The sequence below is a fragment of the Kitasatospora sp. NPDC093558 genome, from assembly GCF_040683475.1.
In the GTDB taxonomy this organism is placed as follows: Bacteria; Actinomycetota; Actinomycetes; order Streptomycetales; family Streptomycetaceae; genus Kitasatospora.
In genome coordinates, this window is sequence record NZ_JBFBDY010000161.1 from 1 (window position 1) to 13,183 (window position 13,183).

General features: G+C 72.5%; 2 protein-coding genes and 2 pseudogenes. All 4 read right to left on the bottom strand.

Annotated features, from left to right (window positions below):
• Window positions 1–11,279, bottom strand: a pseudogene (locus tag AB0O00_RS17565) (hypothetical protein); the annotation flags it as partial.
• A 54-nt stretch (window positions 11,280–11,333) separates the two neighbouring features.
• On the bottom strand, window positions 11,334–11,633 hold the full coding sequence (locus AB0O00_RS17570; protein ID WP_363652688.1) for a hypothetical protein: 300 nt from the start codon (window positions 11,631–11,633) through the stop codon (window positions 11,334–11,336).
• Window positions 11,626–12,060, bottom strand: coding sequence for a YbaB/EbfC family nucleoid-associated protein (locus AB0O00_RS17575; RefSeq protein WP_363652690.1), 435 nt, complete (start codon window positions 12,058–12,060; stop codon window positions 11,626–11,628). The genes AB0O00_RS17570 and AB0O00_RS17575 overlap by 8 nt, the downstream gene beginning before the upstream one ends.
• 125 nt (window positions 12,061–12,185) lie before the next feature.
• Window positions 12,186–13,183 (bottom strand): annotated as a pseudogene (locus AB0O00_RS17580) (hypothetical protein); the annotation flags it as partial.

The window sequence follows — 13,183 nt, forward strand, 5'->3', positions numbered from 1 at the left end:
GGGTAGGCCAGCTCGATCAGCTGCCGGTGATGCTCGGCGAGCAGGAGCGCGACGTTCTCCGGGACGTCGTGCACGTCGAACAGGCCGGCCACCGCGTCCGCCAGTTCCTGCGCGTGCGCGCCGGCACCGGCCTGATGGCTCCGCAGGACCGCGCGGGGCGACGCCTCGGCCCGGCCGTTGGTGTTCGCCGTCTCGAAAGTGGCCCCGGGTATGTAGTTGACGTACGAGAGCAGGCTGTTGACGAACCGCTGGAGAGCCTGCGGGGAAGTCTCGGCAGTTCCGTTCTCGATGCCGGCCACCAGGGCGACCAGCTCCGCGCGAGCCGCGTCCAGCCTCTCCTGGTGGTAGGGCTCGATCCCGATGACCCCGACGCGTTCCTGCTCCTGCCGCCCGGCGTGCCGGGCGACCTGCGCCAGGTTCCGCATGGCCTGCGGGATCCCCACCCCGGTGACGGCCCGGCGGATCACGTCCTGGTGGACCACCCAGGCGGTGGTGTGCGCGCCCATGGTGCCGGAGAACGGGGAGGGGCTGCGGCCCGCGAAGAGCAGCTGCCGGATCACGCCGTTCGGCCCGAGCACGGCCTGGGTGGCGAGCCGCGCCTGCGGTCCCGTGTCCTCCTCCGGCAGGCCGCTGTCCGCGAAGTCCTGCGCATCGCGGCCGGACGGGCGATCCCCGTCGTTCGGCGGCACGGTGGGACTTCCGGTGCCCGCCGGCTCGTTCGAGAGATCAAGCTGGAGTTCCTCGAACTTCCTGGTCAGTTCTTCGAGCGCCGTCCCCTCGCGCCTCAGCGTCCGGATCTCCGCCTCCTTCTTCTCCTTCTGCTTCCTGGGCAGGAGGACGGCATCGAACTGCGCGTTTTCGACTTCGTTCCGGTTGGCCTCCACGTTGCGCCTGCTGTTCTGCAGGTACTCGTCGACCACCAGCCGGACCTCGGGACGGAGGCGCATCCTCAGCTGCACGGCCGCTCGCTCCGCCGCCTCCCCGTCGTGGCCCCATGCCTCGCGGAAGGCCCGGGGAAAGGCCAGGTCCACCGAGCGGAGGTGCTGCTCGACCAGCGCTGTCATCCGCTGCTCACGCGTCGCGGACGAGGGCATGCCGGGGGCGAGCCGCGCGAGCCTCTCGGGGTCGAGCTCGGCCACCACCCGGGCCGCGGCGCGCAGGTCGAACAGGTCGAGCACCGCCTCCTGCAGCTCCGTCGCCGATCCGCCCGCGCCACGCTCGAAGTCGTCCAGCGGCCGGACGGAACCGGCCTCGGCCTTGCCCTTGCCGGCCGTGGCCGGGCTCACCTCCCGCACGTTGATCGTGGTGAGCGGGATCAGCTCGCGGTAGTGCAGGAAGGAGTCCGCGAACTGCTGGAGCAGCGAGAGGCGGTACTCGGGCTTCGTCACCCGGCGCAGCAGGTAGTGGAGCTCGACGAGTTCACGCTCGGCCTCGGACAGCCTCCGTCGGTGCGCCGGCGGGAGGTGGTCGGTCAACCGGGCGCCGGGCAGCGAGCGCACCGCACCGATCAGGTCGGCGATCCCGGTCACGGCGTCCGTGAAGCCGTGGCCCCGCAGCCTCCTGGTCAGTGCCGCGACCTGCACGGCGAAGGCCGTGGAGTGGTCACCCATCGTGCCGCTGTAGGGGGAGGGCGGACGTCCGACGACCGTGACGTCGGAGATGGTCCCGTGCAGGCCCGTCTCGATCTGCGTCGCGAGGGCCTGCGCACGCTCCGGCGTCTCGGGGCGGTGCAGCAGGTCGCTCGCGTCGTAGTGGCTGCGGCTGACGGAGTAGAACACAGTGACCTGGCGGTGGGCCGCGTCACCGAACTCGACGGGTTGCCCGCCGTCCGTCTGGACGATCCGCAGCCGGATGTCCAGTGCGTGCGCGACCAGCGGTGCGAACATCTCTCCGGCCCTCGCTGCCCAGTCGGTGCGCCAGTTGTGCACGGACTGGACCAGTTGGGTGTACTCCTCGTGGGTGATGAGGCCCTCGGTCGTCAGATCCCCCCGCAAGGCCCGGAAGACCCGGGTGATCTCTGACGGCAGGTTCGTGTGGTTCCGATCGGCGAGGTACTGGGCGACCACCGTCTGAAGGGCCTCGTGTTCCTCGGACCCCGCAAACCCGTGGGCACTCAAGAGGTGCTCCACGCCGCGCGGATCACTGGCGGCCACCGCCCGCAGGAGGCAGAGGCCGTCGGCGTCGACCGTCACCAGGTTGCCGTACTCCGACGGCTGGGCATGGTCTCCCGAGGACGAGCCCTGCTCGTGCTCGCCCGGTCCGCCGAATCTCACCTCGCCCTCCAGCGGCCACAGTTGGTGGTCTCCGGTGCCCGCCTCGTGCTCCGCCCTGTGGTAGCCCGGCGGGAGGTCCACGGCCGGCAGCTCGGTGCGGACGACCGCGCCGTCGTCGCCGAGGCGGTGGGAGACCCAGTGGCCGCCGGGCACCACGACGGGACGGCCGTGCTCGTCGAAGCCGACGTCGGCCGCGACGAGCAGGTGTCCGGGCCCGTCCGGGTCGCCGTGGTCCGGCACGAACCAGACCGGGCCGGTGGCCGCGTGGATCTCCGGGGTGAGCCCGTGCTCGGCCAGGTGTGCCAGGACCTCGGCGACCTGGGCGTGGCCGCCCTGCGACGCGAGGTCGCAGGCCACGAACCGCAGGGTCGTCCGGCCGTCCCAGCCGCCGCTCCGGTGCCACTCGATCAGCCGGTCCGCGAGCTGGCGCGGGCTCAGCGGGAGCTGCGCGTCCTCGGTGTGCAGGGCGACCAGGCGGACGGCCGGATCGTGCGGGAAGTGGGCCAGCGCGGTGGCGGTCGCGTGGTCCGGCGCCTCGCCCGACGGCCAGAACGGCGCGTCGGCGGCGCCGGAGTGGTCGGGGTGGTCGACCGCGGAGTGGTCCCCGCCGGGGTGCGGCTGCTCGGACCGTCCGAACGACTGCGGCGCGGGCTTTCCCCAAACTCCCTTCGCGGCGGGCTTCGAGGCCGGCTGCGCGGCGGGCCGCGACGGGGACTCCCCGGGCGCCCCCGACCCACCGGGCGCCCCGGGCGCCGGCTTCCCCGCCGCCGCGGCCGGTGCCGGCTCGCTCGGCCTGTCTCCGCCCGCCACCGTCTTGTAGTCGATCCGGTACCGCTCCCGCGTTCCCCGGCCGTTCTCGACCGTGACGCCGAAGGTCCCGTCGACGTGCTCGTACCCGTACGGGATCGGGACGTTGATCTTCGCGCCCATGAAGGCGAGCTCCCGGGTGGGCACGGGCTTGGGGTCGTCCTTCGGGTACGCGGCAACCACCCGGATCCCGGGGTACTGCTTGTTGAGGTCCTTGACGACGAACTTGCAGCTCTCGCAGGTGCCCTTGGTGGAGAAGACGAAGAACGACCCGGACGCCGCTTGGTTCTTCTCCTTGAAGCCCCACTGCTCCAGCTGCCGGTGGGCCGCGTTCAGCAGGCTGACCTCGGCATCCTTGCGCTGGTGCCCCAAGACGTGACGACCGGCGGGTTCCCGCAGCAGGGCGGCCGTGCCGTGCTCGGCCGTCCCGTAGGCCTTCAGGTTCTCGCGGGCCCGGGTGTGGAGCTCGCTCGCCTGCTTGCCCAGCTCCTGGATCTCCGCCGCCGGCTTGTTCTGTTCCGCGGCTTCCTTCAATCGCCGGTGGAGGTCCACGACCTGCCCGCGCAGGTCGGTCGCCGTGACGTGCAGCTTCTCCGCCTGCTCGATCTTCTTCCAGAGCTCGGGCGCTTCCTCGGAGTTCTCGTCCCTCTTCATCGTGGACCGGGCCTTGTGGGCCGCGGCCAGCGCGGCGTCGATCTTGCCGACGGCCTCGGTCCGCTGTTGCTCGGCCGCCGTCCTCTCGTCGGGCTTCGTGACCCAGGTCTTCAGGGCCGTCAGCGCGGAGTTGTAGGCGTCGAACGCGTCCTTCAGTCCGGTGTACGCGGCCTGGTGCTCGTCGGCCGCCGCGGTGAGCACCTTGGTGACCGTGTCCGCCCGCCACTTGTCCGCGCTCCGGTATCCCTTCCCCTGCTTGATCAGGTTCTCGTCCGCCTGCGACCGCTGGGTCTTCAGGTCTTCGAGATCCCGCCAGTCGTTGAGCTCGGGGCCCTGCCTCGCGCCGTTGTTGGTCCGCTTCGACGTCCACACGTACGGGTCCCCGTGCTTGTCCTGCCCCTCCAGACGCAGGTGCCCGATGGCGAAGGTCATGCCGCCGTGCGGGCTGGGCAGGATCTCGTTGACGAGCGGCCTGAGCAGTTCCTCGTCGGTCGGGGCGGCGGGCGCCGGTTCCTCGCCCGCCGGCGAGGGGAGCGCCTCGTGGCCGGCGGTCGGGTTGAGGATGCGCTCGATCTCGGACGGCTCGGAGACGTGCCGCGGCTCCTCGGGGACGGCGACGGGGTGCGGCTCGCCGGTCGCCGTGCGCATGAACTCCCGGTAGCCGTCGAACAGTTTCTCCTCGGCACCGGTACGGCTGACCGGGTTCGCCGGGGCGGGGTGGCCGGCCTGTGGGTCGGGGCCGTACAGGCGCTCCAGCAGGGGCAGCAGTTCCGGGTCGTTGCGCCGGACCCAGTCGGCACCGTTGTTGCGCGGCAGCCCGGTGCCCGGGTCGTGCCCGTGGTTGGTGCCGAGGTAGGCGTTGGTCAGCTGGGCGAAGTACTCGTACTCGTCGGCCGAGGAGTAGTTGCCGACCAGTTCCTCGTCCTGATTGCGCCGCCCGCCGTCGGGCCAGGCCGTGACCTCCTTCTCGCCGAACAGGTCGGTCAGCCCGTCCGCCTGGCGCTTGCCCTCGAAGGCTTCCCGGACGAGCGCGTGCTCGTCGCCGCTCAGGCCGAACTTGTGGATGGCGTGGGCCAGTTCGTGGGTGGTCGTGGAGTAGCCCTCGGCGTGGGACGCGTACTTCGTGCTCGCCCCGAGGAGGTTCTCCTCCGTCACGGCCACGATCTTCCCGCTCTGTACGCCGCGAACGCTCTCCCAGGACCGGCCGTCGACCGGGGGAAGCGAGGCCAGGTGCTCCAGGCCCGCCACCTCCGTGACCGGTACGTCCCGCGGCACGACCACCACCCGGACGCCCTGCGTCAGCAGCCGCTGCGCCACGTCCGGGTCCCGCAGCATCCGGGCGACCTGTTCGTAGGCCGCGTGGCGTGCCGCGACGGGCTGGTGGGTGCGGGGGTCGACGTCCACGATCAGCCGTGCCGCCGCGTCGGCGAACTCCTCCGGCGCCATGCTCGCGCGGAGGCCACGGACGTACGCGGCGTCGAGCGCGAGTTCACGGCGGGCCTCCGGGGCGAGGAGCTCCAGCTCGTGGAAGGTACGGGCCGGACCCGCCTCGCCGTTGGGAAGGGCCGGGCCCGGCTCGGGGGCGCCCTGCGGCGCGGCGTGGGGGTCCTCCCGGAAGCGGCGGGGGTCGGTGCCGTCGTCGCCGGTCCCGTCGTGCCGCCGCTTCAGCGTGCTGCCGGCGGCCGGGCGGCCCGCGGCCGTGGTGGCAACCGGCCCGGAGTCGATGTCCATCGCGCTGCCGATGTCCATCGCGGTGTCACCGTCCCCGGGCCCGCCCACCCTGATCACCCTCCTGGGGTTGCCTTTGAAGGGTGTCACGGGCTCCCCGACGCCGAAGTCCAGCTTCGCGTTCCGGATCGAGGCCACGATCTTCGGGAGCACGTCCCCCGTCGGGCCGGTCCGGTCCCCGCCGTGCTCGATCGCCAGGTACAGGTCGTCCAGGTTCACGCCCTCCTTCAGGGCGTACGTGGTGACCCGGTCGAGGTTCGCGGGCCTCAGCATCCAGTCGAGGACCTCGGTCCGCACCTCCTCGACGGCACGCCGCAGCCGTTCTCCGTGGTCCCCGGCGCCCCCGCGGCTCTGATCTGCGCGGATGCGCCCGAGGGCGCGGTACAGGTCGCCGTACTCGCGCAGCGCCGGCTCCGTCGGCATCTTCCACGGCCCGGCCGCGTCCGGGGCGCGCGGCGCGGTTCGCCTCGGCTCGGGGTTGAACCTGAGGTCGGCGAGGCGGCGCCCGAGGCGGATGGCGGCCGTCGACAGGGCCAGTGTCTGGGCGACCGGGAGTTTGTGCTCGTCCTGGATGCCCGCCTTGATGCCGGCGAACGGCCCTTCCGGGTTCAGCGGGGCCGACGTCGAGTGGCTCAGCACGTTCTTGGTCAGCCCGCCCGGCCCGAACTCGGGCCTGCCCTGGCCGTCCGTCGGGATCAGGTGCCGCGGCGTCGCGGAGCCGTCCGGGCCCGGTTGTCCGGCCAGCAGCCAGTCCCGGCCGGCCGGCAGGCCGAGCATCGCCTTCTCCCAGGCGCCGTCCGTCATGTAGTCCGCGCGATCGGCCGGGATCACCGCGCTCCGGTCACCGCTCGGTTCCCGGTACGACCGGTTGAGCCTGTCCTCGCTCCGGAACCGCTCGGCGAGGTTCTTCGCGTAGTCCTTCCGGTAGGGGCCGAGCCTGACGGTGTCCCTGGCCGACCTTGCGGAGGAGAGCGGATCGCCATCGCCCAGGCGGAAGTCCTTGCTGTTCAGACGCGCGGACGGGGTCGCGAGGCCGACGTGCGACTGCCCCAGCGACATCTTCGGCCCCGCGCCCTTGCCCGTGTACGCGGCCAGCTTCTCCAGGTGGTCCGCGACGAGCCGGGACAGGTCCGTGACGGTGGCACCGCCCCGGAAGTCGGTGCGGAAGGCCTCGCCGCGGTTCGGGAGACGGTTGTTGGCCGCGTCGGCGCGCGCCCGCTCGATGATCTCGTCCCGTCCCTGGGGCAGGTACACGCCCTCCCTCTCCGTGGGCGTCCTGGACGGCGGCACGTCCACGGTCACCGGCCGGCCCCCGAGCTCGCGCTCGTAGTGCCGTTCGAGCTCCCGGGCGTTGAGCCGATTGAGCCCGCGCCCGAGTTCCTCGAACTCCGCCCGCCTCGGGCCCCACTGCAAGAGGGGATCGCCGTTCTTGCCAGTCAGCAGGAGCGCCGGCCCGTCGACCATCAGGTTCGGCTCGGGCGCGTAGGGCAGCAGCGGGGCGTAGGAGGCCTGCCAGTCGCGCTCCAGCATGTCCGCCTCGACGGCGAGTTTCACCTGTGCCAGGATCTCCGCCCGGCCTTCTTCGTCCAGCCACTGCGCCGGAGCTTCCTTCCGACGCTCGGTGAGCCTCTTTTCCACATCAGCGACGAGCCGGTCCAGGTCCGCCTGTTCGGTGGGCATCCGGTAGCCGCCGACGAACGCCAGCGGGCGGCTGGGGTCGAGGGCGTCGTCCTCGACGTCGCGGTGGTCGGTCAGCCCGCCCGTCCCCGTGGGCGAGTGGTCGGGGTGCGGCTGCGGCCGGTGCAGCGCGTCCTCGACGTGATTGAAGACGTGCTTGCCCGATGGCACTTTGCGGGAGCCCAGGTCGAAGTCCTGCACCGCCAGGTACGGATGCAGGTCGCCGTCCATCATGGCCTTGATCAGCTGGTGGGTCGGCTCGCTGTTGAGGAGCTTGTTGCGCACCGTGCCGTACGGGAAGACCTCCACCCCGTCCACCTTGACCTTGTCGAACGTCGCGCCCACGACGGCCACCGGAACGTCCATGGTCGACGCGATCGCCCTGGCCTTCTCGACGGCGTCTGCGAGGGCCGCTTCCTCCCCCGTCTCGGCGTTCAGACCGATCACGAAGGCCACCCGGTCGTCGACGCCCTCCGCACCTTCCAGGATCCGCTCGATCACGGTCTTGATCTCGCCGGCGCTCTTGTAGCTGGCCATGGCGTTGACCACGAAGCCGAGCCGGCGCGGTTCGGTGTCGTCGTGGCCGACGAACGCCTGGTAGGCCGCCTCGGACAGCATCGGCATCGTCTCGACCCGCGCCGTGGTGGACTCGAACTTGGCGTTGCCCGGCCGATCGACAGTGCTGAGACCCCCGAAGGCCTCGGTGAGTCCGCTCGTCAGCCGCGGCGGCACGAAGGCGGTGCTCCCGTCGCCCCGGCCGGGGGCGGTGACGTGGTGCGGCTGCCCGCCCCGGCCGGGCGGGACCGTCGGCGCCAGGTGGGGGCCAGTGCCGCCGTCCCCGTGCACCGGATCCTTGCCGTAGAGGCGCTTCAGCAGGGCGGACACGGCCGGCGGCTCGTTCCCCCGCACCCGGCCGGCGCCGCCGTCGGCGCCCAGGTAGGCCTCGGTGACCCGGGCGAAGTACTCGTGCTCGCCCCGGGACGCGTCGCCGTGCCCCGCCTCACCACTCTTCAGCCCGGCGCGGTAGGCCTCGCCGATGATCGCGCGGTCCCGGTTCGGCAGCACGTCGAGGACCGCGTGGGCGAGCTCGCGGGTCGTCGTCCGGTGGCCGTCCGGCTCGGCGCCGACCCGGTGGCCCGCCGCCAGCAGCTTCAGCGCGACGTCCCGCCGGCGCAGCATCCGGGCGGCCTGCTCGACGGCCTCCCGGTGCGCGGGCCCGGGCTCACCGGTCCCGGGGCCGGCATCGACCATCAGGTGTGCGGCGGTCTCCGCGAACTCCCGGGTGTCGGCGAGCTTCTTCAGGCTCTCGATCACGGCCGCGTCGCGCGCCAGCGCCCGGCGCTGCTCGTCCGGCAGGGTGCGCAGCGCGTCCGCCCTTGCGGCGGCGGTGAGTTCGTGCAGGTTCGTGAGGTCGTGCAGCTCCGTGAGGTCCGGCGGCGCGTGCCCGGCGGACGGCCCGGCGGAGCCGTCGGAGGACGTCCGCAGGAGGTCCCCGAAGGTGCGCCGGTCGGGGGAAGACTCGTCGAACGCCCGTGCGCGCTCGGCGGATTCGGCGCTGCGAAACGCGGCCCCGGTGCGGTTCTCGGCCGTCCGGGCCTGGGTGTCGGCGAAGCGCGGGGAGCGGGTGAGGTCGTCGACGACGTGCTGGACGTACTGCGGGTCGACTGCGCGCCGGTCGCCGTAGCCGAGGAACTCGACGGTTTGGGCTCCGGGTTCCCACTCCCCGTCCGCCTCCCGTCGGCGGAGGAGGTCGGCCATCCGCTCCGGCGGGATCTCCTTGCCGTTCAGCAGGGGCCGGCCGTTCTCGCCGACGTGCACGAGGACGGGGAAGTGAGTCCCGTCGTCCGACGCTCGGTCGAGGACGCTACGGAGGTCCGCCGGGACGGGCGGCGCGTCCGCTCCCGTGTCGTGGACCAGCCAGCCGTTCGCGTCGGAGAGATGCCGGCCGACCGCCGGAAAGTCGTGTGGCGAGGTGAGGTCCGGCGTCACCTCCGCGACCGGCAGGACGGGGACGTCGGCGTTCCGCGGAGCCTCGGGAGCCACCGGCGCCACCGACCCCGACGTCGCCACCCGCACCGGCGGGGCCACCTCCTCCGCTCCACCGCCCGACGTGACGACCTGCCCCGGCGCCTCGGGCTCGCCCGCCGGCCGGGACGGCGAAGTGCCGCCCCCCGACGAGGTCCTGACCGCGCCCTGCTGCCCGCCTGCCTCGTGCCCGGACGGCGGCCGATGCTCCCCACCGCCCACGACCTTCACCGACTCGGGCACCGGCGCGACCGGGACCTCCCCCGACGTAGGCCGCGTCCGGCCGCCGACCGTCGACGTGTTCCCGCCCTTCGCCCCGTCGCCACCACCCGGCGCACCCGCCTTCGGGACCACGGTGTGCGCCGACTCGACCGTGTGCTCCACCCTGCCCGCGAGCGGCTTCGGCCGCGGCACCGGGAAGGGCGTGGAGCGGCCCGTCAGGTTGGCCACCGCCGAGAGGATGGTGAGCGGGTGGTTCCACGGGTAGTACGTGGTCTCGTGGCCCGTGTCGTTCGGGTCGGCCAGCTTCCTGGAGACCCAGGTCTTGTACTGCTCGGCGAGCGGGTGGACGGCCAGGTGGCCCATGTGGCCGACGAAGCCCATGGCCATGCCGGAGACGAAGCTCTCCCAGGTGACGGAGAACTCGTGGTCGGGCCCGAAGGTGAGGTTGTAGAAGCCCTCGGTGAGGCCGTTCTGCACGCCGGCGCCGAGGTAACCGCCCAGCGCGACGCCCACCTTGAACAGCGCGGTGTCCCCGCCCACCTTGTCGAGCAGTCCGGGCACCTGCTTGACCAGCTGGTCGACGCCCTCCGCGCTCAGCCCGCCCGGCTTCAGGGCGTTCCTCATCTCGGTGCGCAGCGCATCGTGCTGGGCCGCTCCGAGCCCGCCCTTCTCCGCCATCGCGCGGGCGAAGTCCTTGCCGAGGGCGGCGGCCTGCTCCTTGCCGAGGATGCTGCCGAAGTGCTGCTCGAAGACCCGCGCGACGTCCTTCTGGAACCGGGCCACCGCCTCGGCGGGGAGTTCGCGCAGGCCGCCCTTGAAGGCGTTGGCGATGTCGTGGGAGTAGCGGCCGATCGTCCGGGCCAGGTCGTTGCCGAAGGCCTCGGCGGACTCCTTGGCCAGCCACTTCCCGCCGTCCCTGGCCACCGCTCCCGCCGCGGTGTGCGCGGCCTCGTTGGCCACCGCTCCCTCGGCGCCCTTCGCGACGTCCCGGGCGGCCGCGCCCACCGCGCTGTGCCCGGCCTCGTTGGCCAGGGATTTCTCCGCGCCCTTCGCCAGGTCCTTCGTCGCGGTGCCCCCGATCGCCCGCAGCCCGTCCTTGGACAGGACGCCGCCGAGGCCGTCCTTCGCGAGGCCGTTGGAGACCTTGGCGAGGTCGCCGCCCAGCACGCGGCCGGCCTCCTTGCCGAGGCTCTTGGCGACGACGCCCCGGAAGAGCTTGGTCAGCCCGGCCCCGAACAGGCTCAACGGCCCGCCGATGAGGCCGTTGAGCGCGCCGAACTCGACCGCCTGGAGCAGGGACTTGGTGTCCCACTCGCTCTTGTGGCCCTTCTCGATCTGGATGAGCTGGATGACCGTGTCCATCACCACGCCGCCCGCGATGCTCACGAAGGTGTGCATCACGATCCGGTCGAGCAGCCAGGCGAGGATCTTGCGGATCACGGTCTGCGTGACCAGCTTGGCGGCCACGGCCTGGCCGAGGGACGCCCCGCCGGTGAACGGGGAGGCGGCGATCGCCCAGGCGATCTCGGCGGCCAGCTGCACGAGCTGACCGATGATCATCCACTTCGTGTACTCGACCTGGTTGGCGGTGTCGTGCGCGACCTTGCCCAGTTCGTTGGCCTGCTTGGCGGCCTGGGCGAGGGAGTTCCCCCCGCTGATGCTGATCAGCGTGTTCGCCATCTCGGAGAAGCTGTCGCCGGTCTGGCCCGAGACCTGCCCCTGGCAGTACGCGGTCAGCTGCGCGACGTAGTCCTCCAGCTGCGGCATGTCCTTGGCGACGAGCAGGTAGTCGTCGCCGGCGAGGCGCAGGTTGTCCTCGTCCGCCTCCGGCCATGCCATTCCGGTCAGACCGTGGAAGAGCTTGGCGAGCCCGTCCGGGAGGTGGATCGACATGGCGGTGGGGCTCCTGAGGGGTGCGGGGTACGTCGGCCGGGTCGTCCGGAGGCGCTACTTGACGCCCGTGGTGAGGTCGTCGTCCGTGCGGACGAACAGCTTGGCGGCGACGGTGCCGTTGTGCCCGGCCTTGTCGGCGATCGCACTGACCTGGCCCAGCATCTTGAGGAGGGCCTTCGTCGGCCCGTTCACCGTCTCGAAATAGGTGTTGCCGATCTCGTCGTGGCCGGCCGAGTTGGTGTTGAACCCGTCGATCTCGTGGACCCTGCCCTGCATCCTGAGGAGCAGGGCCGACATCTCGGGGTACTTGGAGAAGGCGGACCCCATCTCCGCCGTCGCCTTGAACTCAGCCACGGAACTCCTCCTGCCGCTCGCGCCGGGCCCCGGCGGTGAAGCCGGGGCGCATCGCCTGGAGCGGGGCGAGCAGTTCGTCGAGCTCGGTGCCGCCGGTCATCGAGGTGCGCAGCGTCTCGCCGAGGCCCTCGAAGGAGCCGAGGGACTCGGTCACCTTGGCGCCCATGTCGGCGCGGGCCTGGTTCAGGACGTCGGCCAGGGCCGTGCCCAACTGGGCCGGGGCCATCGCGCGGTAGGCGGTGGTGTGGAAGGTCAGCGACACCACCTGGCCCTGCGCGCCGAGGACGGCCGTGACCATGCGGTCCTTGGAGGTGACGGAGACCGTGGTCGCCTGGAGCCTGCTGGTCGCCTCGGCCAGCCTGGCCTGCTGCTCGCGCAGGGTCTCCATGGCCTCTTCGATTTGCTGCGCGAACGGGGAGACCGCCATCTGACGCCTCTCGGAGAAGGACGCGCCCCGGGCCCCACGGGGGTCGGGGCCCGGGGCGCGTCGGCTTTGGGGTTGCTACTCGGGACGACGGGAGGGGCGGCGGGTCGCGTTCAACCCGCGTGCCGTCACCGGCCGATGACTCCGCTGACGGCGCCCTCGTCGGTGCCCCACACCTCTTCGTCCTCGGCCAGCCAGGTGGTGCGCTGCCGCTCCTTGCCCTCCTGCTGGCCGCCCGCGCCCATGCCGCCGGGCGGCATCATGGGCGGCATGCCGCCGCCGCTGGTGGCGACGTTGCGGCCCTGGAGCTGGGCCTCCTCCTGGGCCAGGTTCGCCGCACCCCGCCGGCCGGCGGCCTGCTCGGCCAGCGCCTGCTCGGCGGCGGCCTTCTTGGCGGCCGCCAACGTGGCCGCGTCCTCCGTGGAGTTGACGAGGCCGCCCTCGGTCAGCGCCTTGCCGCCGTAGAACCCTCCGGTGAGGGCCAGCGGCTCGCCCGACCCGGTCTCGGGCTTGGGGACACCCACGTCGGAGATCGACGGACCACCGCCGCCCGCCGATCCCGACAGGCCGTCGCCGAGGTCGTAGGAACCGGGCACGGACCACCGGTTCCCGCCGCCCAGCGACCCGAGGTCGAACCCGCCGGTGCCGCCACCGGTCCCGGCAGCGGGGTCGAGCGTCGTCAGCGCGTTGAGGGCGTGCTCCTCGTCCGCGAACAACTGGTCGGACGTCGTGACGGGCTTGCCGTTGGCGTCCAGGAGCCGGCCGTCCTTGTCGATCGTGCCCTTTTTGCCGGCGTAGACCGGATTGCCCCGGGAGTCCCGCAGCGGTTTGCCGTCCGGACCGAGGACCATGCCGTTCTCGTCGACCTTCGAGCCCGGCGGCACCGTGAAGTACCCGCCGCCGGGGACGAGGGGCGCCGGCGTGCCCAGCTTGGTGCCCGGCGGCACCACCAGGGGCTTGCCGTCCGGGCCGAGCACCGGCTTGTGGTCGGGGCCGAGCACCCGTCCCTGGCCGTCGATGGTCGAACCGGGCGGGACGGTCAGCGGCCGGCCGTCCTTGCCGAGCAGCGGCTTCCCGTCCTTGCCGAGGAGCGGGACGCGGCTGCCGCCGGCGTTGCCGCCGCTCG